Here is a 24,415-nt window from a genome sequence, read left to right as displayed (position 1 = left end):
CTGCGTCGGCAACGCCCTCTTCAGGTCCGTGGCCGGCAGCGCTATGCTGGGCCCTCCAAGCCCACCATCACTGTCGTCGGAGCCGAGTTGCATGAAGGCGCTCGCCGCTGTCGTTTTGTCGCTCGCGACCCTCGTTCCCACCCTGGCCCTGGCCGCGCCCAAGCTCGTGTCCAACCACCAGGACTGGAACCTCTACATGGTCGAGGGCGGCGAGAAGCTCTGCTACATTGCTTCCGAGCCGAAGAAGCAGGAAGGCAATTACAAGTCCCGCGGCAATCCCTTCATCATCGTCGCCCGCATCCCGGCCAATCCGCCGATCGACGAGGTGAGCGTCCGGGTCGGCTACACCTACAAGAAGGGCAGCGAGGTCGCGGTGCAGATCGACGGCACGGCGCTCAGCTTCTTCACCAGCGACGAGCAGGCCTGGGCCAAGAGCTCCGAGGACGACAAGAAGGCGATCACCGCGATGCGGCGCGGCCGCGAGGCGGTGGTGCGCGCCACCTCGACCCGCGGCACCAACTCGATCGACACCTATTCCCTCTCCGGCTTCACCGACGCCTACAACGCCCTGTCCGCCAGCTGCGGCGGCACGGCGAGCCTGGCGACGCCGCCGGTGCACCGAGGCTGAGACAGAACGTGCCCGAATTGAGAAAGCCCCTGGCCGCCGACGGGCTGCCCAGCCTGATCGGGGCGGATCGCGCCGGCCTGGAACTGGCCCTCGCCGAGATCGGCGAGCCGGAAGCCAAGCGGCCGATGCGCGCCCGCCAGCTGTTCCACTGGATCTACTGCCGGGGTGCCGCCTCGTTCGAGCAGATGACCACCCTGTCCAAGGAGACGCGCACCCGGCTGGCCGAGCGCTTCTCGGTGGCTAGGCCCGAGATCGTGGTGGAGCAGCAGTCGACCGACGGCACGCGCAAGTGGCTGCTGCGCTTCTTCGACGGCCAGGAAGTCGAGTGCGTGTTCATCCCGCAGGACGACCGGGGGGCCTTGTGCGTCTCGACCCAGGTCGGCTGCACGCTCACCTGCAAGTTCTGCCACACCGGCACCATGCCGCTGGTGCGCAACCTGACGCCGGGCGAGATCCTCTCCCAGCTCCTGGTGGCGCGCGATGCCCTGGGTGAGTGGCCCAGCCCGCGCGACGACCGGCTGTTCACCAACATCGTCGTGATGGGCATGGGCGAGCCCCTGTTCAATTACGATGGCATCGCGGCGGCGATGAAGCTCGCCAGCGACGGCGACGGGATCGGCCTGTCCAAGCACAAGATCACGCTCTCCACCTCGGGCGTGGTGCCGCGGATCGTGCAGTGGGGTGAGGAGCTGGGCACCGGGCTCGCCATCTCGCTCCATGCGGTGCGCGACGAGCTGCGCGACGAGCTGGTGCCGGTCAATCGCAAGTGGAAGATCGCGCAGCTGCTCGATGCCTGTCGCGCCTACCCGCATCGCAACAAGCCGATCACCTTCGAATATGTGATGCTGGCCGGCGTGAACGACAGCGACGCCGATGCGCGCGAGCTGGTCCGGCTGCTGGAAGGCATCCCGGCCAAGGTCAACCTGATCCCGTTCAACGCCTGGCCGGGTGCGGAGTTCACCTGCTCGTCCAACAACCGGATCCATGCGTTCGCGCGGATCGTGGAGGCGGCCGGCTACCAGAGCCCCGTGCGGGTGCCGCGCGGCCGGGACATCCTGGCCGCCTGTGGCCAGCTCAAGACCGCGAGCGAGCGGATCCGGGCGCGGCGTGAGGCGGCTGCCGCCTCGTCGGCGGCGGCCTCCACGCCCGCCCCCGCCCCCGCTGCCGCCCTGCACTGAGCCATGGATAGCGGGCGGGACCGGCCCCGCAGGCGGTCGTGGCTGCGGCGGTTCCTGACCGGCTTCCTGGCGACGGTGGGCCTGCTCAGCCTGGTCCTGGTGCTGGGCGTGGCCGGCGGCATCTGGTGGCTCACCCGTCAGGAGGAGCCGCTGCCCGATCAGATGTTCCTGAGCCTCGACCTGCGCCGGCCGATCCTGGAGGGCCAGCCCGGCTGGATGGCCGGCTGGCTGGGCGACCAGGAGGAGTACCGGCTGCTCGACCTGGTGGAGGCGCTGGACCGTGCGGCGGGCGACCCGCGGGTCAAGGCGGTCTATGCCCGGCTGGACGAGACCGCCCGGGGCTTCGCCACCACCCAGGAACTGCGCAGCGCCATCCTCGAGCTGCGCGCCGCCGGCAAGCGCACCGTCGCCTATGCCGACAGTTTCGGCGAGCTGAGCCCGGCCAACGAGGGCTACTACCTCGCCAGCGCGTTCGACGAGATCGTGCTCCAGCCGGTGGGCTCGCTGGGCCTGGCCGGACTGTCCATGCAGGAGCCGTTCGCTCAGGGCCTGCTGGAGAAGCTGGGCATCCGCTTCGAGGTCACCCGGCGCAGCGAGTACAAGACCGCGTTCGACTTCGCCGCCGCTTCCGACCCGTCGCCCGAGCACCGGGAGATGAGCCAGGCCCTGCTGGAATCGCTCGACCGGCAGTTCCGCACCGGCATCGAGTCCGGGCGCCCGCAGCTGGCCGGGCGGATCGGCCAGCTGATCGATGCCGGCCCCTACACCGGCGAGGCGGCGCTGTCCGCGGGCCTGATCGACCGGATCGCGCACGAGGACGAGGTGCTGAACCGGCTCTACGAGGGTGCCGTCTCCGGCAATGGGTCGGGTTCGGCGCGCTGGCGCCGGGTGGCGATCGAGGATTATCGAGCGCGCAGCCGGCCCGGCGGCGAGTTTCCGCAGGTGGCGGTGATCCATGCGGTGGGGCCGATCCTGCGTGGCAGTGGCGGGCTGGAGGGCCAGACCGCGTCCGCCGACGACGTGGCGGGTGCGCTTGCCGCCGCACGCCAGGACGATGCCATCCGGGCGGTCCTGTTCCGGATCGCCTCGCCGGGCGGCTCCGCGGTGGCGTCGGCCACGATCGGGCGCGAGATCGACCGGCTGAAGCAGGCGGGCAAGCCGGTGGTGGTCAGCATGGGCGACGTGGCCGGCTCGGGTGGCTACTGGATCGCCGCGGATGCCGACCTGATCCTGGCCGGCCCGGCGACGCTTACGGGCTCGATCGGCGTGATCGCGGGCAAGCCGGTCCTGCAGGACCTGTGGGAATGGCTGGAGGTAAACTGGCTGACCACCAGCCGCGGCGAGCATGCCGAACTCTGGACGCTGAACCGCTCCTACACGCCGGCAGAGCAGGCCAAGGTCGACCAGATGGTCGACACGATCTACCAGGCGTTCAAGGAGCGGGTCGCGGCCGGGCGTGGCCTGTCCGCCGAGGCAGTCGAAGAGGTCGCGCGTGGCCGGGTCTGGACCGGCGAGCAGGCCCTGCCGATCGGCCTGATCGACCGGCTGGGGGGCCTCGCCGACGCGATCGCCGCCATCAAGGAACGCTTGAACCTCCAGCCGGACCAGGAGGTGAGCCTGGTGACCCTGCCCGATCCGCGCGCTGACCTGTTCCGCCTGCTGGGCAGACTGCGCCGCGGCCTGACCATGGTCGACACGCTGCTGGGCGGCAGCCTCGGCGTGCTGGCCAGGGGGCCCGCGTTGATGGCGTTGCCATCGGCTGCGGTGCGGTGACGGGACCGCCCGTCACGGAAACCTCACGCAGTTTTGCCCGCACAGGGTTGATCGGCGCTGCCGAACGGGGCAATTGGCCCTCCGTGAGCATGAACGAGCCCAGCGATCCCGCCGTCGTGGCACCGCCCCCGCCGGCCGACCCGATGCCGGAGGAGGTAACAGCCGTGCCGTCCGGCCCGGCATCGGACAGCAGTCCCGACCGGCGGCGCCGCCTGATCGCGCGCGCCTCGACGGTGAGCGTCCTGGTTGCGGTGGCGCTGGCGGTGCTGAAGCTCCTGGCGGTGATCGCCACCGGCTCCACCGCCTTGATGAGTTCCGCGGTCGACAGCTTCGCCGATCTGGCCGCCTCGGGCATGATCTGGCTGAGCTTTCGCGCCGCGCGCACCCCTGCCGAGCCGCGCAGCCACATGGGGCCCGGGCGCTCGGAGGCGGTTTCGGCCCTGACCCAGGCGGCATTCGTGGGCGGGGCCGGCCTGTTCGTGCTCAGCATCTCGATCCGGCAGTTCGTCTATCCCGTCCCGATCCAGCATGGCTGGTGGGGCCTCGTGGTGATGCTGGTGTCGATCGTCGTCACGCTGGTGCTGGTGGGCTACCAGCGCCGCGTGGTGCGGCTTACCGCCTCGGCGGCCATCGCGGCGGACCGCGCCCATTACGAGGGCGACCTGCTCACCCAGATCGCGGTGGTGCTGTCGCTCCTGGGCGCCGGCCTGTACGGGCTGGACCGGCTGGACCCGTTGGTCGGTGCCGGGGTGGCGATCTACCTCCTGGTGATGGCGGTGCGGATCGGGCGGGACGCGGTGGCGACGCTGCTGGAGCGGGCGCTGCCCCGGAACCTGCGCCGGCAGGTCGAGACGCTCGCCAGTGCCCAGCCGGGCGTGCTGGGAGTCGGCCATCTCCATGGCTACGAGACCGGCGACCATTGCTACATCGATCTGGAGGTCGAGGTCGCCGCCGACATGCCGGTGGCCAATGCCCGGCGAATCGCCGATGCTATTGAGGCGGAGCTCGAGGAGCAGTTCGTCGGTGCCGAGGTGACCGTGCATCCGGTGCCGGCGGGCGAGCCGCACATCGACTGACGGGCGAGGGGGCCCGGTACGGAGGGCAGATGCGCATCACCCGCCTGAAGGTCACCCCGGTCAACATTCCCCTGGAAGCGCCCCTGCTGTGGAGCGGCGGGCTCTATCCCGGCACCTCCAAGCTGATCATCGAGATCTTCACCGACCAGGGCCTGGTGGGCCTGGGCGAGGCGCCCTCGGTCGACGTGCTGGCGACGGTGCAGCGGATGGGCGAGCTGCTGGAAGGCATGGTCCCGCTCGACATCGCGGCCTGCGAGCAGCGCTGCCTGCCGCCCTGGCAGATCGTCCAGAACACCGACGATGCCTCGGTCGCCAAGGCGTTCGGCGCCATCGAGATCGGGCTTTGGGACCTGCGCGGCAAGGCCTGGGGCCAGCCGCTCCACCTTCTGCTGGGCGGCAAGGTCCGCGACGCCGTGCCGTTCACCGAGTATTTCGCCTTCCGGGAGGGCCGCGAGACCGGGCCGGAGGCGGTGGCGGAGCATTGCCTGGCGATGCGCGAGGCCCATGGCAGCACGCTGTTCGAGGGCAAGCTGATCCAGGGTGACCCGCTCTTGGAGATCCGGACCGTGCGGCTCCTGCGCCAGGCACTGGGGCCGGAGCCGACCATCCGGCTCGATTCCAACATGCAGTGGTCGCTGCCGACCGCGATCCGGATCCTGCGCGAGATCGAGCCCTACGATGTCCGCAACTACGAGGACCCGGTCGCGACCTTCGAGGAGATGGCCGCCTTGCGCCGCCATTCCTCGATCCGCTTCTCGAGCCACGTGCCGGATCTGCGCCGGGCCGTGGCATTGGGCACGCCGGATGCGATCGTGGTCAACTTCGCCGTGCTGGGCGGGATTGGCCGGGCGATTCGCTTCATCGGCGCCTGTGAGGCGATGGGCGTCGATTTCTGGTGCTATTCGGGCGACACCGGAGTCTGCACCGCTGCCTATCTCCACGTCTCCGCGGCGATGCCCTGGATCCGCGAGCCGTCCCAGTCGCTGTTCCGCTGGCAGGTGGGCGACGTGATCGAGGGCGGACCGTTCCGGCAGAAGAACGACGTCGTGCCGGTGCCGGACGGGCCGGGCCTGGGGGTCTGCCTGGACCACGAGGCCCTGGCCTGCTGGCACCGCCACTTCGTGGACCACGGACCGCTGGACCATTTCCACGATCCTGCGGCCCCTGGCCGGATGCGGCGCCTGCCGCTCAGGTGACGCTCGAAGGTTCCGGGTCGGGCAGAGCTGCCGGCGAGGCCGGCAGGACCCAGCGCAGCCAAGCCAGGCCCAGGAAGGCCGCCACCACCGAGGCGCACAGCACGCCCAGCTTGACCTCGTCCAGCATCACCGGGTCCGGGAAGGCCAGGTCGGCGATGAACAGGGACATGGTGAAGCCGATCCCGCCGAGCAGGCCCATGCCGAACAGGGCGCGCAGGTTCATCTCCGGCGGCAGCCGGTAGAGCTTCAGCCAGGACCCCAGCATGACCGCACCCACGATTCCGACGGGCTTGCCGATCAAGAGGCCCAGGAAGACGGCGAGCGTGCCGATCCCGATCTCCAGCGTGCCGCCGGTGACGTTCACCCCGGCATTGAACAGGGCGAAGATCGGCATGATCAGGAAGGCGACGTAGGGCTGGAGCTTGTGCTCGAAATTGTGCAGCGGGCTGCGCCGCTCCTCGATCAGCGCCTCCAGGGAGTGCAACTCGACCTCGATGCGCTCCGGGCTCCCGGAGAGCCTGGGAGTGAGCGCTTCGCCGAGGGCCGCGGCATCCGGCACCTGACGCAGCGGCACGGTGAAGGCCATCAACACGCCGGCGATGGTGGCATGCACGCCGGACTTCAGCATGGCGTACCAGGCGATTGCCCCCAGTATGACGAAGACGATCGGCCGGCCGCCGCCCTGGCGGCCATAAGCCGCGGCCAGCAGGCAGGTGGCAAGCGAGATCACCAGCGGCAGGACCGCCACGTCCGGCGTATAGAACAGGGCGATCACGATGACCGCGCCCAGGTCGTCGACGATCGCGAAGGCCAGCAGGAACACCTTCAGCCCATAGGGCACCCGGTCGCCGATCAGCGCCAGCACGCCCACCGCAAACGCGATGTCGGTGGCCATCGGTACACCCCAGCCGGGCGCATAGGCGGTGCTGCCGGCGATCATGACATAGATCAGGGCCGGGCCGACCATCCCGCCCAGCGCGCCGATGACGGGCAGGGCGGCGCGTGACCAGCCGCGCAGCTCGCCCGCCACCAGCTCGCGCTTGATCTCGAGCCCGACCACGAAGAAGAACAGCGCCATCAGGAAATCGTTGACCCAGTGGGCCAGCGACTTGTCGACGCCCACTCCGGCGATGGTCGCGGTAGTCTGGGCGTGCTTCATCGCCTCGTAGGCGGGTGCCCATGGGGAGTTGGCCCACAGGAAGGCGAAGCCCGCAGCCGCGATCAGGACAGCGCCGCCGGCACTGGCGGTCTCGAAGAAACGGCGGAACGGCAGGATGACCTGCCGGCGGATGGAAGAAGCTGCTGCTGCTGAAGCTGTCACGGCGCCGCCCTGAAGTTCCCGAATGTCTGATGCCAGCAGGAATGGCCAAGCTTCCTGGCAGGGGCAAGCAGAACCGGCCGGGACGGCGGTTGATTTTCTGTTCAGGAACGGTGGTAGGGGTGGCCGGACAGGATGGTGGTGGCCCGGTAGATCTGCTCGGCCAGCATCACCCGGACCAGCATGTGCGGCCAGGTCATGCTGCCGAAGGCCAGCTTCAGGTCGGCGCGCGCCAGCACCGCCTGGCCATGGCCGGCAGCGCCGCCGATCAGGAAGGCCAGGTCGCGCACCCCCTGGTCGCGCCAGCTCCCCAGCCGCCCGGCGAACGCGACGCTGTCGAACTGGCGGCCATGCTCGTCCAGTGCCACCACCGTGGCGCCCGCAGGGACCCTGGCCAGCAGCAGGCGTGCTTCATCGTCCTGCCGGGCAGGGTCCTCGGCAGGGCGACGGCTCTCGATCTCGACCAGCGGGGCGAGGATGGGGCAGCGCTGGCGATAGGCTTCGACCAGGCTCTCGATCGCCGGGTCGCGGTTGCGCCCGACCGCCAGGATGAGGGCGCGCACCGGCCGGTCAGCCGGGCGCTACGGCCAGGCGCTTGGGGGCCTCCACCGACCAGAGCTTCTCGATGTCGTAGAAGCTGCGCGTCTCGGGCTTGAACAGATGGACGATCACATCGCCGGCATCGATCAGCACCCAGTCCGAGGCGCCCAGCCCCTCGCCGGACACGTTCTTGTAGCCCTGGTCCTTCAGGCTCTGCAGCAGCTTCTCCGCCATGGAGGAGATGTGCCGCTGCGAGGTCCCCGACGCGACCACCATCCAGTCGGCGATCGAGGTCTTGCCCGCCAGATCGACGACGACCGGGTCAACCGCCTTGTCGTCGTCGAGCGACTTCGTGATGAAGTCGAGGAGGTCGGTCGCTGCCATGCCTCCATTGCCTGCGGTGGCTATGTGAAATTCTCCTGGCTCGCCGCCTTCCGCTCGCCACGAATTGCCGTGGACGAGGCCGGATGCAGCCGATGATGCAACAAGACCCATGCTGGAGCCGGCAGGTCGACCAGCCGATGCGCCTGCCGCTCGTCGATCCGGGCTGCGGCGAATCGCTGGGCCACCAGTCCTGTTCCAGCACGCTCAAGATATGGTGCGCGCGCCAGCACCGCAACCGGGCAGGCGTGGAGCAGGCGCAACCAATGCTTCCAGCGTGGCAGTTGCAGCAGATTGTCCGCACCGATCAGCCAGACATGGCGCCGGTCGCCCCGACGGTTCAGGCGGGCCACCGTGTCGGCCGAGTATTGCAGCCCGTGCCGCTCCTCGTAGTCGCTCACCTCGATGCGCGGGTCCGCCTGCGCCACGCGGCAGGCCGAGGCGAAGCGCTCGGCGAACGGCGCCATCCCGCGGCGCTCCTTCAACGGATTCTGCGGCGAGACCAGCCAGACGACCCGGTCAAGGCGCAGGCGGCGCAGCGCCTCCTGGCTGGCGTGCAGGTGCCCGGCATGCGCCGGGTTGAACGAGCCCCCGAACAGGCCCACCCGGGCCTGTGCCGGCAGGGTCGGAGCCGGTGGCGCGGGCTGCTTCAGGTCGATCCGGGCGACCGGGCGGCGGGGAAAGGTCTGATCGAGGGGCATGGTGCGCCGAGAAGGGCCGGGGCCGGCAACGGAGCCGATCCGTTGCCCGGGCGCAAGGCCCTCAGTCCTTCGGGTCCCGCTCGGTCATCAGCCGCGCCTCCTCTGCCTTGTAGAAGTACTGCGAGCACACCAGCCATCCCTTGAACGGCCGGAGCAGCGCGATGCAGGCCAGCACCGCGAACGGGAAGGTCACCACCAGGTGGATCCAGTAGGGTGCATCGAAGGCGAGATCCAGCCAGACCGCCAGCACCAGGGCCGGGATGCCCACGATCGACATGGCGAAGAAGGCCGGGCCGTCGGCGGGATCGGCGAAGGAATAGTCCAGCCCGCACACCTCGCAGCGGTCGCGCAGGGTGAGCAAGCCCCGGAACAGGTGGCCCTGCTGGCAGCGCGGACAGCGGCCGCGGATGCCAGTGCGCATGGGGCTGCTGGTCTCGTGCCACGGGCCGCCGCTGCCGTGGGTGCCGGGGGCGGTCGCCTGCATGGGATGGATCCTTTCCTTCCGTGCCATGGCAATGTATGCATACTGCAGATGTAAGCCATACAAGATGCCTACAATACGCCAGATATAGCCGTACATGTCGCTGCCGCCAATCGCGGCCCGTCCGGGAAGCTGCCGGGCGCGACCATCTGTCATGGACGATCCGCGATGCATGAGAAGAACGCTGGAACCGGCGACGTTCCCTGGCGGCCGGAACTGCCGGCGGGTGAGGGCGGCAAGGCGGCCGGCATCGTGGCGGCATTGGTCGCGGCCCTGCGCTCTGGCCGGCTGCGGCCGGGCGACCGGCTGCCGCCGCAGCGCCGGCTGGCCCAGGAACTGGGCGTCGATCTCACCACGGTGATGCGCGGCTTCCGCCTGGCCCGGGCGCGCGGCCTGGTGGCGGGCCGGGCCGGGCAGGGCAGCTTCGTCGCCGAGGGAGCGCTCGCGGCTCTGGGCACGGCTATCCCGGCACAAGTGGCGCTGGTCGACCTCAGCATGAACTCGCCGCCCCAGCCGGCTGCGGCACGGCTGGCGACGCGGATCGGGCAGGGCATCGCTGCCCTGCTGGCGGACGGACCAGGCCTGGCGCGGCTGCACTATGGCGAGAGCGGCGGCAGCCCCGACGACCGGGGGCTGGCCGCGCAGTTCCTGGCACAGCGGCTGGGGCCGCTTCCACCGGAGCGGGTGGTGCTGGCGAGCGGCAGCCAGAGCGCGCTCCATGCGTTGTGCGGCCTGCTGCTCCGGCCGGGCGACCGGCTCCTGTGCGGGCAGTTCACCTATCCGGGCCTGATCGCGGTCGCCACCAGTCACGGCGTCCGCCTGACGCCTGTGGCGATGGATGCTGAAGGGATCCTGCCCGAAGCCTTGGCGCAAGCGTGCCGGGCGGCCCGGCCGAAGGCGCTCTACCTGATCCCGTCCGCCGACAATCCGACCGCGGCGACGCTGCCCCTGGAGCGGCGCGCACGGCTGGCCGAGCTCGCGGCGGAGCATGGTATCGCGGTCATCGAGGACGATGCCTATGGCCTGCTCCAGGCGACGGACCTGCCGCCGATCGCCCGGCTGGCGCCGGAGCGGACCTGGCATGTGGCCACGCTGTCCAAATGCGCCACGCCGGGGCTGCGCACCGCGCTGGTCGCGGCACCTTCGGCAGCCGAGGCGGATCGTCTGGTGCAGATGCTGCGCGCCTCCTGCCTGATGCCGCCGCCGCTGATGACCGGCCTGGCGATGCGCTGGGCCCAGGACGGCAGCCTCCTGGCGATCCGCGACGCGATCCGGGCGGAGAACCGGGCGCGCCAGCAGCTGGCGGCGAACATCCTGGCCGGGTTCGGGCCGGCCGCCGATCCATCCTGCCCGCATCTCTGGCTGCAGCTGCCGGCCGGCTGGCGTGCCAGCACCTTCACCGGCGAGGCCGGCCGGCTCGGCCTGTCGGTGACGCCCGGCGATGCGTTCGCGGTGGGCCCGTCGGCCATCGAAGCGGTACGGGTGTCGCTGGGGGTGCAGGACGATCGGACGGCTCTGGTGGATGCGCTCTCCTGCCTGCGCCGGCTCCTGGAGCGGCAGCCGGCCGCGGCCGGGCGTCCGGTGATCTGAGCCTTCCGCCAGTGCTCAGGGCAGGTAGGGGACGATCCGGCCCTGCTGGACCACGGGGCCGGTCGGCCGGCCGGTCGGCGAGCCGCCCGTCGGCTCCAGGCTGACCGCCAGCATGGCGCCACCGCCGATCCCGGCCATGTGTTCTGCCGGCAGTTCCATGGCCATCCGCGCGTCCGGATCGAGCACCCCCAGCGAGACCGGGACCGGGCTGCCCGCGGGGATCAGCCAGAGTTCCGGCACCCGGTCGCCGTCGCTCATCTGGCCGACCGGGTCGATCGACACCGCCCCAGCGGCTGGGTCGGCACTCACCAGCCACATCGGGTTGCCGCTGGTATCGTCCAGGATCGCGATATAGGCCGCACCCGGTCCCTGTGGCAGCGGGCGCACCACCAGGAGGCCGGCGAACGCTGCTGCCAGCAGAGCAGAGCCGAAGGCCAGCCCGCGCCACAGCGACAGGCTGTTCCAGATCCGGCGGTGCAGCGGCACGAACACCTTGCCGCGCGACGGGCGGCCCTGACGCTGGATGGAGCGCTCGATGCGCTCCAGCAGTGCTGCCGGCGGCTCGACCGGCTCGATCAGGCCGAGCAGCGGCGCCAGGCGGCGCTGCCACCACACTACCCGACCCTGGGCCAGCCGGTCGTTGCGCAGCCGCATCTCGAAGCGCATCTGCTCGACCGGCGGCAACGTGCCGAGGACGAACTCGGCAGCGTCCAGATCCAGCTCGTCGGTGGGATTGTCGTCGGGGGTCATGAGTCGAGGCAGGTGCGCAAGCGGGCCAGGCTGCGCCGGATCCAGCTCTTGACCGTACCCAGCGGCTGGCCCAGCCGCTCGGCCAACTCCTCCTGGCTCCAGCCGTCGGCGAACGCCATGATCACGCAGCGCCGGTGCTGCGGCTCCAGCTCACCCAGGCAGTGGACCAGCGACAGCCGGTCGGCAGAGCTGACCCCCGGCACCGCACCGATCCGCTCCAGGACGTCGTCGTCTTCATCGGTGTCGAGGCTGGCGACGACGCGCTCCCGGCCGGCCTTGCGCAGGTGATTGATGGCACTGTTGCGCAGGATGGTGATCATCCAGCCGATCGCCGCACCCCTGGCCGGGTCATAGTGGTCGGCGTGCCACCAGACCCGGAGGAAGGCGTCGTGCAGCGCATCCTCGGCGACCTCGCGGCGGCGCACGATCCGCAGGGCCGCGCCCAGCAGTCTGGGGGCAGTGGCGGCGTAGAGCTTGCGGAACGCTTCGGCATCCCGCCGCCCGACCTGCACGAGCAGGTCATTCAGCAGTTCAGGGCTATCGTCGGCGTCCTTCGACACCGTGAGGTCCGCCGTGCGCATCTGGACAACAGATAAGTCGGCTCTGCCCGGCCGCCAAGCGGTGACCTGAACTCATCTCAGGAATGTTTCGCCCGCTACGGCAGCGGCTCAGCCCGGCCGGCACTGGCCGCTGCCGCGGACCTGGTACTTGTAGGTGACGAGTTGCTCCAGCCCGACCGGGCCACGGGCATGGAGGCGCCCGGTCGCGATGCCGATCTCGGTGCCGAAGCCGAACTCGCCGCCATCGGCATACTGGGTCGAGGCATTGTGGGTGACGATGGCGCTGTCGACCTCGGCCAGGAACCGCTCGGCCGCATCCGTGTCGCGCGCGACGATGCAGTCGGTGTGGTGGCTGCCAAAGCCGTTCACATGGCCGATCGCCTCGTCCAGCCCGGCCACGACCTTCACCGCCAGTACCGCGTCCAGGAACTCGGTGCTCCAGTCCGCCTCGTCGGCCGGCTGGCCGTTCGGCCAGATCGCCAGGGTCTCGGCACAGCCATGGATCTCGCAGCCCTTGGCCGCCAGCGCGTCCAGGATGGGCGGGAGCAGCCGGGCGGCCACGGCGCGGTCGACCAGCAAGGTCTCGGTGGCGCCGCACACGCCGGTGCGCCGAAGCTTGGCGTTCAGCACCAGTTCCTGTGCCATCTGCGGGTCGGCGCTGGCATGGAGGTAGGTGTGGTTGTTGCCGTCCAGATGGGCGAACACCGGCACCCGGCTATCCGCCTGGACGCGGGCCACCAGCGACTTGCCGCCGCGAGGCACGATCACGTCGACATGCTGGCTGGCCGCCAGCAGGGCGCCCACCGCGGCGCGGTCGGTGGTCGGGATCATCTGGGCGGCATCGGCGGGCAGGCCCGCCTTGGCGACCGCCTCGGCGATGACCGCGTGGATGGCGCGCGAGGAGTGGAAGCTGTCCGAGCCGCCGCGCAGGATCACGGCATTGCCGGCCTTCAGGCACAAGGCCGCGGCATCGGCGGTGACGTTCGGCCGGCTCTCGTAGATCACGCCGACCACGCCCAGCGGCACGGTCACGCGCGCGATGTCCAGGCCGTTCGGGCGACGCCAGCGGGCGAGTTCCCGGCCGACCGGATCCTCCAGGGCGGCCACCACCTCCAGGCCCGCGGCCATCCCTTCGATCCGCTCGGGGGTGAGCAGGAGGCGGTCGAGCAGGGCGCGGCTGAGGCCCGCCGTGCGGCCGGCCTCCATGTCCTTCGCATTGGCCTCCAGCAGCGTCGCCTGGCCAGCGCGCAGGCCGGCGGCAGCGTCGAGCAGGGCCTGGTCCTTGGCAGCGCGCGGGGCCAGGGCCAGACCGGCGGCGGCATCCTTGGCCCGGCGGCCGATCCGCCCGATCAGGTCGACCATCTCGCTCTCGGCCATTGCCAGAAGCTCCCTTACAGCAGCACCAGGTCGTCGCGGTGGATGAGCACGTCGCGGCCACGATAGCCCAAGGTGCGCTCGATGTCCTCGCTGCGCAGGCCGGCGATGCGCTGGGCATCGCCCGCGTCGTAGGCGATCAGGCCCTTGGCCAGGTCGCGGCCGTCGAGGGAGCGCACCAGCACGGCATCGCCGCGCTCGAACTTGCCTTCCACGCCGTGCACGCCGGCCGGCAGCAGCGAGCGGCCCTGGAGCAGGGCCTGGAGTGCGCCTTCGTCCACGGTGATGACGCCGGTGACCCCGAGCGACGCCGCGATCCAGTGCTTGCGGGCACCGTGCGGGCTGGCTTTCGCGACGAAGCGGGTACAGCGCCCGCCTTCCTCGATCGCGTGCAGGGGGTGCAGGCCCTCGCCCTTGGCGAGCACCACCGAGCAGCCGGCATGGTTGGCGATCTTCGCGGCTACCAGCTTGCTGACCATGCCACCCGTGCCAACCGCGGAACCCACGCCGCCCGCCATCGCCTCGATCTCGGGCGTGATGTCCTGGACGGTGGGGACATGGCGCGCGCCGGGGTCGCGGCGGGGGTCGGCGGTATAGAGCCCGTCCACGTCGGACAGGAGCACCAGCGTCTCGGCCGAGGCCATCACCGCGACCCGGGCGGACAGCCGGTCATTGTCGCCGAAGCGGATCTCGGTGGTGCCGACCGTGTCGTTCTCGTTGACCACCGGCACGGCACCCTGGGCCAGGAGTGCGGCCATGGTCGAGCGGGCGTTCAGGTAGCGCCGGCGCGATTCGGTGTCGTCCAGGGTCAGGAGGATCTGGGCGGCGGTCAGGTCCTGCTTGCCCAGGCTCTCGGCCCAGGCCGCTGCCCAGCGGATCTGCCCCACCGCGGCTGCCGCCTGCTTCTGCTCGAGCGGCAACGGCCCGGCTGGCAGGCCCAGGACCGGGCGGCCGAGCGCGATCGCACCGGAACTCACCACGATCACCTCGGTGCCGGCAGAGCGCAGCCGGGCGAGGTCGGCGGTGAGCGAATCCAGCCATGCCTGGCGGGGCCGGCCGTCCGTGCCTACCAGCAGCGAGCTGCCGACCTTGACCACCAGGCGGCGGGCGGAAAGCGGAGAGGTCACGAGACCTCCAGCACGCTCTTTCTGGCCTCGGCCTCGGCGGCGCGCCTGGCCTTGACCAGCTGAAAGGCACGCAGCAGCACGGGCCGGACGTTTTCGCCGGTGGCGGCCGAGATCAGCACCGGCTCCTGGCCGGACACCTCGGCCAAGCTCTTCGCCTTGCGCCGGCGCTGCTCGGCAGTGAGCGCGTCCACCTTGTTCAGGCAGACGATCTCGGGCTTGTCGACCAGGCCATGGCCGTAGAGCTCCAGCTCCTTGCGGATGGTCTTGTAGGCCTGGACGATCCGGCTCTCGGTGCCGTCCACCAGATGGATGAGCACGCCGCAGCGCTCGACATGGCCGAGGAAGCGGTCGCCCAGCCCCGCACCCTCCGAGGCGCCCTCGATCAGGCCGGGAATGTCGGCCAGGACGAAGGCCTCGTGGTCGATCACGATCGTGCCGAGCTTCGGCTCCATCGTGGTGAAGGGATAGTCGGCGATCTTGGGCCGGGCGCGCGAGGAGGCGGCCAGGAAGCTGGACTTGCCGGCATTGGGCAGGCCCACCAGCCCGGCGTCGGCGAGCAGCTTCAGCTCCAGCCAGACCCAGCGCTCCTCGCCGGGCCAACCGGGCTCGAACCGCCTTGGTGCCCGGTTGGTCGAGGTCTTGAAGTGGGTGTTGCCGCGTCCGCCATCGCCGCCCTTGCACAAGGTCACCGTCTGGCCGTCCTCGACCAGGTCGGCGATCACGGTCTCCTTGTCCTCGGCCAGGATGCGTGTGCCGACCGGGACCTTCAGGATCCGGTCCTTGCCGGCCTTGCCGTGGCGATCGGCACCCATGCCGTGGCCGCCGCGCTCGGCGCGGAAATGCTGGCTGTAGCGGTAGTCGATCAGCGTGTTGAGGTCGGCGGTGGCGACCACGATCACCGAGCCGCCGCGGCCGCCGTCGCCGCCGTTCGGCCCGCCTTCCGGGATGAACTTCTCGCGGCGGAACGATCCGCTGCCCGCCCCGCCATGGCCGGACTGGACGTAGATCTTGGCGCTGTCGAGAAAGCGCATCGTCGTGTTCCAATGCGAAAACGGCCGGGGGAGCCCGGCCGTCACGTCATCTCATCGATGGGAAGAGCCGGAGTTACTCGGCGGCTTCCTGGGTCGGGACCACCGAGATGTACTTGCGGCCCTTCGGTCCATCATGGAACTTCACCTGCCCGTCCTGGGTGGCGAAGATCGTGTAGTCGCGGCCGAGGCCCACGCCGTTGCCGGGGTGCCACTTGGTGCCGCGCTGACGGACGATGATGTTGCCAGCGAGAACGCTCTCGCTGCCGAACTTCTTCACGCCGAGGCGCTGACCGGCCGAATCGCGACCGTTCCGCGAAGAGCCACCGGCCTTTTTATGCGCCATGGGATGTCTCCACTGCTGAAATCGTCGCCGACCAGGCCGGAAACGACACTCGTTGTCCAAATGGGCAGGTGCCCGCGAATTCTCAAGAAGGCCGGGCCGTTCAGGCCGCGACGATCTCCTGGATGCGCAGGACGGTCTTCATCTGGCGATGCCCGGTCCGGCGGCGATAATGCTTCCGGCGGCGCTTCTTGAAGACGATGATCTTATCGTCCTTGTCCTGCTCGAGGACGGTAGCCGTCACCTTGGCACCCGCGACCAGCGGGGAACCGACGACGGGAGAGTCACCACCGACCATCAGGACTTCAGTGAGCTCAACGGTTGCACCGGCTTCTGCGGGCAGCAGTTCGACGCGGATCACCTCGTTGGGGGTCACGCGGTACTGCTTGCCGCCGGTCTTGACGACTGCGTACATGGGACGAAGATCCTGAGGTCGGAATGTACCGAACAACACGGCACGCCGGGTAGGGGTACCCGGACGGTGCGCGGACAATACTTGCGGGCTGCGAAATGTCAACGTGTCGCTGCGGCCTGCGGCGCGGCCGGCAGCGAGGCATAATAGGCAGCGATCGCCTCGATGTCTTCCGGCGCGAGGCCCGGGACGACCTTGGCCATCAGCCGGGCATAGGGGCCGCCGCCGCGCGCGCCCGCCTTGAACTGATGGAGCTGCTCCTCGAGATACCAAGCCGCCTGGCCGTCCAGCTCGGGAAAGGCCGGATTGCGCCCGGGCCAGTCGCCATGACAGCGCCGGCAGGCCGGGACCCTCCGGTCCGGAAGGCCCTCCGTCGCGATCTTCTCCCCATGCGCCAGGAGGCCTGCCACGCGCTCGCCCGGCTCCGCGGCCGGCGGGCGCTGGCCGGCATAATGGGCCGAGACCCGGGCGATGGCGCTCGGGGTCAGGCCGGCCGCGGCAAAACGCATGATGCCGCTCTGCCGGGTGCCACTAGCGAATGCCTGGAGCGTGTCGCGCAGATAGGCCTCGGGCAGGCCGCCGATCACCGGGAAGGCGCCGCGGTCGGTGCCGCCATCGTACCCGTGGCAGCGCGCGCAGTAGGCCAGCACCGGATCGGGATCCCCTTCCGGCGGCCTGTCGGTGCCGAAGGCCAGCTCGCGATAGGTGCCGGCATCCATTCCGGGCAGCGCGCGCAGGAAGGACACCATTGCCCAGACCTCGTCGGCACGTTTCGGCGCGATCCAGGCGGGCATGCCGGTGAACTTCACGCCCTGCTGGACGATCACGAACAGCTCGGCGGGGCTCCAGATCCTCGCCGAATCGGTGAGCGTCGGCGGCGGCGGGGTCATCCGGTCGGAGAGGGGTGGCCGGCCGCGCAGGGGCGAGCCGTGGCAGAACGCGCAGCTCGCCTCGAAATGGCCGGCGGCGCGGCGAATCTGGCGGGGTTCGTCCAGCTCCGGCGGCTCCTCCACCGAAAGGGCCGCGGTCTCGACCGACTGCTCCATCGCCCAGTGCAGGACGAGGTCGGTGATCTTCCAGTGGCCGGAGCTGGCGCCGATACTGATCAGGCCCGACCAGGCCAGGAGCAGCCCGGCGAGCGCCAGCAGGACCAGGCCCAGCAGCCCCCGTCGCCAGGTGATCATGGGGCACTCCCGCGCCAGCCGGCCTGCGTGCGGAACAGCCGGGCCATCAGGAAGAGGCCGCCCGAGAGGTAGGAGGCGCCGCCCACCAGCAGCATGACGATGCCGCCCAGCTGCTGGTCCGCCAGGCCATGGTCGCCGCCACCGCCGAACAGGGGGCGGTGGGCGAAGGCGAGCAGGGCGCCCAAGAGGGTCATATGGATGGAGGTGAACAGGAGGCCGAGCGTGCCCAGCAGGCTGCGCCCGGTCCGCTCGTGCGTGGCAAAGCCCAGGCAGGCGGTCCAGACCAGCAGGCCGGACAGGAAGAAGCAGGCCTGCTCCAGGACGAACCAGGGGGTGGAGTGGCGCGCCGCCTCGTGGAGGACCGGCGCGTGCCACGTCCAGACGGCGAGCAGCTCGAGCAGCGAGGCCGGGAGCGGCCCGAACAGGATCGGCCGGCCGGGCGAGGGGTCGAAGCGGGTGCCGGCGATGGCGGCGGCGAGCAGCGGGGCCGCCACGGCCACCACCGCCATGTGGATCGTCATGTGCGCCGCGAAGGAATGGCCGGCCATGGCGGGCAGGGGACCCAGCCAGGCAAGTCCGAGCACCAGGAGGCCTGGCAGGAGGAGCCGCCAGCGCATCAGCGGCAGTCCGCGATGAACAAGGCGGGCAGGGCCACGAACACCACGCCCACCAGGCTCAGGCAGCTGAGCAGGAAGGTGGAGATGCCCAGGAACTGCTCTCGGTCGTCATCGGACGGGTCGTCATAGGGCGGCAATTCGGAACTGGGCCGCCAGTGGTGGTAGGCCTTCCAGCCGGCCAGCACGATCAGCAGCGCCGCCACCGCGGTCGCCGCCCCGATCGCGATCTGGATCGGGCGAAGGTCGGCGGACAGGCCGGACTTGGCGCAGATCACCGCGGCGGTGACGTAGCAGAACAGGAAATGCAGGGCCCAGATCGTCGGCGGGGCGATCAGGAACCAGAGATTGGCCTTCTCCCCGAAGCGCCGCATCATCCGGCTCCCACGGCCAGGGGGAACAGGCCCGTCACCAGGGCAGTTGTCAGTGCGGTGATGGTGGCGAAGTGCCAGTAGAGCGTGACGTTCTGCAGGTCGATGTCGTGGCGGGCCGAGAGCTTGCCGGCGAGGCCGCGGGCGATGCAGTAGCCCTGCATCAGTGCGCCCAGTGCCAGATGCGCCGCCGTCCAGATCGCCAGCACCCAGACGGTGGCATCGTAGGAATCGCGGGTGGGCTGGAGCCCGGTGACGTAGGGCGCCCAGAGAATCGCGGCGCCGGAACCAAGTGCGACGAAGGCCGAGGCCAGCACCATGAGCAGTGCCTTCAGCTCGTGGCCGGCCTTGTTGCGGTGGCGTGCCAGCAGCATCAGCCCCCAGGCCAGCAGGGCCAGGATCGCGGCCAGGGTCGGGTAGAACTGGCCGGGCCCGGTGGCGTCGGGCGGCGGGAAGTCCGGGCGGATCGTCCAGTAGAAGAAATAGGAAAACACCAGGCTGCCGAACGCGGTGCCGTCGCCCACCATGGTGATGAACATGGCCCACCAGCCGACCGAGCTGGGGCCTGAGCTGTAGAGCGGCAGGATCGTGTTCAGGCCGGCATTCTTCTCCCGCTTCTCCGGAATCATCGAGGTGCCGGTCCACAGCCAGACCATGATCACGCCGATGCCGACCACCCCGGACAGGATGGTGGTGACCCACCAGTGGAAGGTGGCGGCGATGAACGAGCCGCCCACGAAGACGGCGGCCAGCATCGGCAGGAAGGAGTTGCCCGGCAGGCGCAGGACCTGGAGCGGCTCGGCGTCGAGCACGGTGGTGACCATGGTCTCGCGCTTGCCCTCCTCGGCATCGGGGAGGAAGAAGCGGCCTTCCTGGATCCTTTGGGCCAGGTCCGGCTGGTCCCAAAGAGGGTAGCGGCTCTCGATGATGGGCACGCTGCGGATGCCCCAGGGGCTCTCCGGGTCGCCCTCGGCCCATTCCAGCGTGCCGGCGTTCCAGGGGTTCTGCGGCGCCTTGGGCTTCCAAGTGAGCGGGCGCACCACGTCCCATGCCAGCACCGCCACGCCGGCCGCCATCACGAAGGCGCCGAGCGTGGAGACCAGGTTGAGCAGGTCGAAGCCGAGATCGGGCGGGTAGGTGAAGACCCGCCGGGGCATGCCGCGCAGGCCGGTGAAGTGCATGGGCAGAAAAGCGACGTTGAAGCCGGTGAACATCAGCCAGAACGCCCACTTGCCCAGGCGGTCGGACAGCATCCGGCCCATCACGAAGGGGTAGAAGTAGTAGACCCCGGCGATCAGCGGGAAGAACATCCCGCCGATCAGGGTGTAGTGGAGGTGGGCGACCACGAAATAGCTGTCGTGCGCCTGCCAGTCGAAGGGGGCGAGCGCCACCATCACGCCGGTGAGGCCGCCGAACACGAAGATCGCCAGCGCGCCGGTGGCGTAGAGCATGGGGATGGCGAACACGACCCGGCCGGCCAGCATGGTCGCGACGAACACGAAGATCTGCACGCCGGTCGGGATTGCCACCGCCTCCGAGGCGGCGGAGAAGAAGCCTTGCGAGACGATCGGCAGGCCGGTCGTGAACATGTGGTGGGCCCAAAGGCCGAAGCTCAAAAAGCCCGTGCCGACCGCGGCCAGGACGATCCAGCCATAGCCCACGATCGGCCGCTGGGCGAAGGTCGGCACGATCATGGCGAGCAGGGCGATGGACGGGAGGAAGATGATGTAGACCTCGGGGTGGCCGAAGATCCAGAACAGGTGCTGCCACAGGATCGGGTCGCCGCCGCGGGTGGGGTCGAAGAACGGCCAGCCGAACAGCCGCTCCATCTCGAACAGGATGTCGCCGGCGATCAGCGGCGGGAAGGCGAACAGGATCATCCCGGCCACGATCAGCACGTACCAGCAATATAGCGGGATCAGGTTGATCCGCATGCCGGGCGGCCGGCATTTCAGGACGCCCACGATCAGCTCGACTGCGGCCGCGATCGAGGCGACCTCGATGAAGGACAGGCCGAGCAGCCAGATGTCGGCGCCGATGCCGGAATATTCGGGGTTGGTGGTGAGCGGCGGGTACATGAACCAGCCGCCGTCGGGTGCGGCGTTGAAGAAGATCGAGCCGGCGACGAACACGCCGCCGATCAGGAAGCACCAGTAGCCAAACGCCGAGAGGCGCGGGAAGGGCAGGTCGCGGGCGGCCAGCATCTGCGGCAGGATCAGGATCGCCACCGCCTCGAAGATCGGCACGGCGAACAGGAACATCATCATCGTGCCGTGCAGGGTGAACAGCTGGTTGTAGAGGCCGGGCGAGACCAGGTCGTTGTCCGGCACCGCCAGCTGGCCGCGCATGATCAGTGCCAGCACGCCTGCGAACAGGAAGAAGAACAGCGAGGTGGCGGTGTACCAGACGCCGACCTCGGTGTTGTTGACCGCCGACCAGTAGCGCCAGCCGCCGGACGTCGCCCAGACCCGGCGCAGGCGGTCCTCCTGGGCGTCGAGCAGGGCCTGGTCGGGTACCTCGCTCATCGCAGGCTCGCCAGCCAGTCGGCCAGGATACGCAGCTCGGCTTCCGGAAGCATGGCGTAGGAGGGCATCCGGAGTTCCGGCTTGAGGGCCTCGGCGTGGGCGATGAAGCGGGCGATCGTGGCCGGGCCGTTCGCCAGGATGCCGGCACCGACCGTATGCCGGCGGCCCAGATGGGTGAGGTCCGGGCCGATCACCGCTGCGGCCTCGGTGCCGCGCACGGTGTGGCAGGCGGCGCAACCATGGCGCAGGAAGGCGTCCGGGCCGGGCCCGGAGGTGACGGCTGCCGGGCCAGCCTCTGCCTCCAGCCAGTTCGCGAAATCCTCGGGCGCCATCACCTCGGCGGTGAGCGCCATCAGGGCGTGGGAGGCGCCGCAGAACTCGGCGCAGGCACCGCGATAGACGCCGGGCCGGGTCGGGCGGAGGACCTGGCGCGTGGTGCGCCCGGGGATCAGGTCGGTCTTGCCGCCGAGCGGCGGGATCCAGAAGGAGTGGATCACGTCGGGGCTGGACAGGATGAACTCGACCGTGGCGCCGGCCGGCAGGCGGATCTCGTTGGCGCTGACGACCGGTGGGGCGCCCTCACGGTGATAGATGACCCGCCACCAGAACCGCTCGCCCACCACCTCGATGCGCAGGTCGCTCTCGGTGGCGCGTAAAGCCGGCATCAGGCGCAGGCCGTGGACCAGGAGGCCGGCCAGCACCAGGGTCGGGAAGACGGCGCCGGCCCAGAGGATCACCTTCAGCGCGGTCGCCACCTGCCACAGGCTGCGGCCCCGCCAGCTCGCCAGCACGGAGCCGCCCAGCACCAGGCACCAGATCACGGCGGCACCGGCCAGCATCTGCCAGAACAGGCCGGCGATTTCGGCGGCGTCCTCGCCGGCAGGGTCGAGCGCCGATTGCGGGCCGGTGCAGGCGGAAAGGGCCAGGATGGCGAGGGCGGTGGCCGCTGGGAACGGCCGGGCCCGGCTCATGCCGGCCATGCCATGGCGACATCGACCGTCTGCATCCGTCCCTCGCGCGCACGCTCCCTGTCAGGCGAACGGGCGAGGCCGGTACTTGTTCCGGGGAAGGAGGCCGGGCGCCGCCTTTTCCACCGGGCCGGTGCAGCGCGGCATCAGCTTTTGGCGGCGCGGACCCAGACGGCGGTGTCGTGGAAGGCGCCGCCGCCATTGGGGAAGCCCGGCTCGGCGGAGATCAGGGTGTTGACGCACTCGCCATCCGCGAACCCGTCCTTGGGCCAGATCCCCTCGATCACCACCGTGCCCGGATGCTGGTCAGGGCGGGCCTTGGCGTGGACGGTGACGACGCCCCGCCGGTTGCCGACCCGGACCGGGTCGCCGTCGGCCAGGGCGAGGGCGGCCATGGTGTCGGGGTGGAGCAGGGCGGTCGGGCGCACCTCGCGGGCGCGGCCGCTCGCCATCTCGGTGAAGCTCGAGTTCAGGAACTGCCGCGCGGGTGCGGCCACCAGGCGGAACGGGTGCTCCGTGTCGGTTTCCTCGATCGCCTGCTGGTGGTCGGGCAGCTTCGGCATGGTCTGGTGGCGCTCGCCCAGCTCGTGCCAGGGCGGGGCGAAGCGGAAGCGGCCGTCCGGGGTGGGGAAGCCGTTGCGGAAATGGCCGTCATAGCGTTCGGCCAGCACGTCGTAGCCGCCGCGGTCGAGGATCTCCTGGGCGCGGGGGTAGCCCGAGCGCTGGAGCATGTCGTCGACCAGCTCCCACTCGGTCATGGCGAAGCCGCGATGCTCGGCACCTACCCGGCGGGCGATCTCCGCCAGCACCAGGTGGTTGCTGCGGCACTCGCGGAAGGGCTCGAACAGCTTGCGGGTGACCTGGATGTTGGCGTGGGCGCTGGCCGTGTAGAGGTCGTCGTGCTCGACGAACATGGTGGCCGGCAGGACGATGTCGGCGAGCTTCGCCGTGTCGGTCATGAACTGCTCGTGGACCACGGTGAACAGGTCGTCGCGCATGAAGCCCTGGCGGACCAGCGCGCTCTCGGGGGCAACGATCGCCGGGTTGGTGTTCTGGATGAACAGGGCGGTGACGGGCGGGCCATCGCCCAGATCGCGGCGGTCGCCCGCCAGGACCGGGCCGATGCGGGACTGGTCCAGGATCCGGACGGACGGGTCGAGCGCGTCCAGGCCCTCGATCAGCGTCTTGTCGAGGCCGTAGATGTCGCCCATCGAGTAGAGGGCGCCGCCGCCCTGGTGCTGCCAAGCGCCGGTGATCACCGGCAGGCAGGACACGGCGTGCATCGCGGCCGAGCCGTTCTTCTGCCGGGTGAAGCCGTAGCCGACCCGCAGATAGGACGCGCGGGCCTGGCCGTAGAGGCGGGCCACCTCGCGGATCCGCTCGGCCGGGATGCCGCAGATGCCCTCCGCCCATTCCGGCGTCCGGCTGGCGAAATGCTCGGCCAGGCGCTCGTAGGGCAGGTCGGCGAACTGGGCGAGATAGGCCTGGTCGGCATAGCCCTCGGCGAACAGGACATGGGCGATGCCGCAGGCCAGTGCCCCATCCGTGCCGGGCTTCGGCGCCAGGTGGATGTCGGCGATCTCGGCGGTACCGGTCTTGTAGACGTCGACCACGATCACCTTGGCGCCGCGCTTTCGGGCCTTGGATACGTGGTTCATCATGTTGACGTGGGTGTTGACCGGGTTGGTGCCCCAGATCAGCCAGAGATCGGCATGCTCGCCGGCTTCCACCGGCGAGACGCCCCAGCGCTTGCCATAGCCGGCCCGCCAGCCGGTATCGGAGAGGGCCACGCAGAACGTGCTGTGCTGCCGGCTGTAGCGCTTGACGTGGCGCAGCCGCTCGATGCCGTCGCGCTGCACGTAGCCCATGGTGCCGGCATAGAAATACGGCCAGACCGCCTCCGGGCCGTGCTTGCGCTCGGCGGCGAGCAGCCCCTCGGCGACCCGGTCCAGCGCCTCGTCCCAGCCGATCCGGGTGAACTGGCCGCTGCCCTTGGGCCCGGTGCGCAGGAGCGGGAAGCCCAGCCGGTCGGGGTGGTGGAAGCGCTCGGCGTAGCGGCTGACCTTCACGCAGAGCGTGCCGGCCGTGTAGCCGATCCGGCTGGAGCCGCGCACCTTGCCCATGGTGCCGTCGTCGCGGCGCTCGATGTCCAGCGCGCAGACGGAGGGGCAGTCGTGGGGGCAGGTGGAGGGCAGGATCTGGCTCATGCGGCCAGGATGGGCCGGCGGCTGGAACCATTCAAGATCCGGATGGCGGGGTCGTGCTTGTAGGAAAAGTTCAAGTGGTTGATTTGGCGG

24 protein-coding genes are annotated in these 24,415 nt (G+C 70.2%); 6 read left to right on the top strand and 18 right to left on the bottom strand.

Features of this window, described 5'->3' with window-relative positions; all coding sequences use genetic code 11:
- The first annotated feature begins 91 nt into the window (after positions 1 to 91).
- The 5 genes from VNS22_RS07985 to VNS22_RS07965 all read left to right on the top strand — a co-directional run bounded on the left by VNS22_RS07985 (position 92) and on the right by VNS22_RS07965 (position 5,851).
- On the top strand, positions 92 to 628 hold the full coding sequence (locus tag VNS22_RS07985) for an invasion associated locus B family protein (protein WP_325731333.1): 537 nt from the start codon (positions 92 to 94) through the stop codon (positions 626 to 628).
- An 8-nt stretch (positions 629 to 636) separates the two neighbouring features.
- Positions 637 to 1,806 (top strand): 23S rRNA (adenine(2503)-C(2))-methyltransferase RlmN, encoded by a 1,170-nt coding sequence (rlmN, locus tag VNS22_RS07980; protein ID WP_325731331.1) that lies wholly within the window; start codon positions 637 to 639, stop codon positions 1,804 to 1,806.
- Positions 1,807 to 1,809: 3 nt separating this feature from the next.
- Entirely contained in the window at positions 1,810 to 3,579 is a 1,770-nt protein-coding gene (gene sppA, locus VNS22_RS07975) for a signal peptide peptidase SppA (RefSeq protein WP_325731329.1), read from the top strand.
- 89 nt (positions 3,580 to 3,668) lie between these two features.
- On the top strand, positions 3,669 to 4,655 hold the full coding sequence (locus VNS22_RS07970; protein ID WP_325731327.1) for a cation diffusion facilitator family transporter: 987 nt from the start codon (positions 3,669 to 3,671) through the stop codon (positions 4,653 to 4,655).
- Positions 4,656 to 4,684: 29 nt separating this feature from the next.
- Positions 4,685 to 5,851, top strand: a complete 1,167-nt coding sequence (locus VNS22_RS07965) for a mandelate racemase/muconate lactonizing enzyme family protein (RefSeq protein ID WP_325731325.1) — start codon at positions 4,685 to 4,687, stop codon at positions 5,849 to 5,851.
- Here the strand turns inward: VNS22_RS07965 and nhaA are convergent.
- From nhaA to VNS22_RS07940, 5 genes are all read right to left on the bottom strand, one after another.
- Positions 5,844 to 7,172, bottom strand: coding sequence for a Na+/H+ antiporter NhaA (gene nhaA / locus VNS22_RS07960; protein WP_325731323.1), 1,329 nt, complete (start codon positions 7,170 to 7,172; stop codon positions 5,844 to 5,846). The two genes, VNS22_RS07965 and nhaA, sit on opposite strands and share 8 nt — an antisense overlap.
- Before the next feature lie 101 nt (positions 7,173 to 7,273).
- Positions 7,274 to 7,732: a 23S rRNA (pseudouridine(1915)-N(3))-methyltransferase RlmH gene (gene rlmH / locus VNS22_RS07955; protein ID WP_325731321.1), complete on the bottom strand. Its 459-nt coding sequence runs from the start codon at positions 7,730 to 7,732 to the stop codon at positions 7,274 to 7,276.
- Positions 7,733 to 7,739: 7 nt separating this feature from the next.
- Entirely contained in the window at positions 7,740 to 8,093 is a 354-nt protein-coding gene (gene rsfS, locus VNS22_RS07950; protein WP_325731319.1) for a ribosome silencing factor, read from the bottom strand.
- Positions 8,094 to 8,113: 20 nt separating this feature from the next.
- A complete protein-coding gene (gene nadD / locus VNS22_RS07945; protein WP_325731317.1) occupies positions 8,114 to 8,791 on the bottom strand; it encodes a nicotinate (nicotinamide) nucleotide adenylyltransferase in 678 nt (225 codons plus the stop codon).
- A gap of 61 nt (positions 8,792 to 8,852) precedes the next feature.
- Complete coding sequence (locus VNS22_RS07940; RefSeq protein ID WP_325731315.1) at positions 8,853 to 9,275, bottom strand: DUF983 domain-containing protein; 423 nt, start codon at positions 9,273 to 9,275, stop codon at positions 8,853 to 8,855.
- Between the two features lie 165 nt (positions 9,276 to 9,440).
- Here VNS22_RS07940 and VNS22_RS07935 point away from each other — a divergent pair, with 165 nt between their 5' ends.
- Complete coding sequence (locus VNS22_RS07935; RefSeq protein WP_325731313.1) at positions 9,441 to 10,862, top strand: PLP-dependent aminotransferase family protein; 1,422 nt, start codon at positions 9,441 to 9,443, stop codon at positions 10,860 to 10,862.
- 15 nt (positions 10,863 to 10,877) lie between these two features.
- Here VNS22_RS07935 and VNS22_RS07930 read toward each other — a convergent pair whose 3' ends face one another.
- The 13 genes from VNS22_RS07930 to VNS22_RS07870 all read right to left on the bottom strand — a co-directional run bounded on the left by VNS22_RS07930 (position 10,878) and on the right by VNS22_RS07870 (position 24,325).
- Positions 10,878 to 11,612: an anti-sigma factor gene (locus VNS22_RS07930; protein ID WP_325731311.1), complete on the bottom strand. Its 735-nt coding sequence runs from the start codon at positions 11,610 to 11,612 to the stop codon at positions 10,878 to 10,880.
- A complete protein-coding gene (locus tag VNS22_RS07925) occupies positions 11,609 to 12,172 on the bottom strand; it encodes a sigma-70 family RNA polymerase sigma factor (protein WP_325731309.1) in 564 nt (187 codons plus the stop codon). The genes VNS22_RS07930 and VNS22_RS07925 overlap by 4 nt, the downstream gene beginning before the upstream one ends.
- 108 nt (positions 12,173 to 12,280) lie before the next feature.
- A complete protein-coding gene (locus tag VNS22_RS07920; RefSeq protein WP_325731307.1) occupies positions 12,281 to 13,549 on the bottom strand; it encodes a glutamate-5-semialdehyde dehydrogenase in 1,269 nt (422 codons plus the stop codon).
- Between the two features lie 14 nt (positions 13,550 to 13,563).
- Complete coding sequence (proB, locus tag VNS22_RS07915) at positions 13,564 to 14,673, bottom strand: glutamate 5-kinase (protein ID WP_325731305.1); 1,110 nt, start codon at positions 14,671 to 14,673, stop codon at positions 13,564 to 13,566.
- Positions 14,670 to 15,704: a GTPase ObgE gene (gene obgE, locus VNS22_RS07910; RefSeq protein WP_325731304.1), complete on the bottom strand. Its 1,035-nt coding sequence runs from the start codon at positions 15,702 to 15,704 to the stop codon at positions 14,670 to 14,672. The genes proB and obgE overlap by 4 nt, the downstream gene beginning before the upstream one ends.
- A 73-nt stretch (positions 15,705 to 15,777) precedes the next feature.
- Entirely contained in the window at positions 15,778 to 16,047 is a 270-nt protein-coding gene (gene rpmA, locus VNS22_RS07905) for a 50S ribosomal protein L27 (RefSeq protein ID WP_325731303.1), read from the bottom strand.
- Between the two features lie 100 nt (positions 16,048 to 16,147).
- A complete protein-coding gene (gene rplU / locus VNS22_RS07900; RefSeq protein ID WP_191059974.1) occupies positions 16,148 to 16,459 on the bottom strand; it encodes a 50S ribosomal protein L21 in 312 nt (103 codons plus the stop codon).
- A gap of 98 nt (positions 16,460 to 16,557) precedes the next feature.
- Positions 16,558 to 17,640: a c-type cytochrome gene (locus VNS22_RS07895; RefSeq protein WP_325731300.1), complete on the bottom strand. Its 1,083-nt coding sequence runs from the start codon at positions 17,638 to 17,640 to the stop codon at positions 16,558 to 16,560.
- On the bottom strand, positions 17,637 to 18,257 hold the full coding sequence (locus VNS22_RS07890; protein WP_325731298.1) for a cytochrome c oxidase assembly protein: 621 nt from the start codon (positions 18,255 to 18,257) through the stop codon (positions 17,637 to 17,639). The genes VNS22_RS07895 and VNS22_RS07890 overlap by 4 nt, the downstream gene beginning before the upstream one ends.
- The gene (locus VNS22_RS07885) at positions 18,257 to 18,628 is read right to left on the bottom strand and encodes a transmembrane prediction (RefSeq protein ID WP_325731296.1); all 372 of its coding nucleotides are present in this window, start codon (positions 18,626 to 18,628) and stop codon (positions 18,257 to 18,259) included. Before VNS22_RS07885 ends, VNS22_RS07890 begins: the two co-directional genes overlap by 1 nt.
- Positions 18,628 to 21,150: a cytochrome c oxidase subunit I gene (gene ctaD / locus VNS22_RS07880; protein WP_325731295.1), complete on the bottom strand. Its 2,523-nt coding sequence runs from the start codon at positions 21,148 to 21,150 to the stop codon at positions 18,628 to 18,630. Before ctaD ends, VNS22_RS07885 begins: the two co-directional genes overlap by 1 nt.
- Positions 21,147 to 22,121, bottom strand: a complete 975-nt coding sequence (coxB, locus tag VNS22_RS07875; RefSeq protein ID WP_325731293.1) for a cytochrome c oxidase subunit II — start codon at positions 22,119 to 22,121, stop codon at positions 21,147 to 21,149. The genes ctaD and coxB overlap by 4 nt, the downstream gene beginning before the upstream one ends.
- A 143-nt stretch (positions 22,122 to 22,264) precedes the next feature.
- On the bottom strand, positions 22,265 to 24,325 hold the full coding sequence (locus VNS22_RS07870) for a molybdopterin-dependent oxidoreductase (RefSeq protein WP_325731292.1): 2,061 nt from the start codon (positions 24,323 to 24,325) through the stop codon (positions 22,265 to 22,267).
- Positions 24,326 to 24,415 lie beyond the last annotated feature (90 nt).

It is taken from the genome of Geminicoccus sp. (assembly GCF_035556675.1).
Taxonomy (GTDB): Bacteria; Pseudomonadota; Alphaproteobacteria; order Geminicoccales; family Geminicoccaceae; genus Geminicoccus.
The sequence above is the reverse complement of the archived record's forward strand: the minus strand, read 5'-3'. Positions and strand labels throughout refer to the sequence as shown.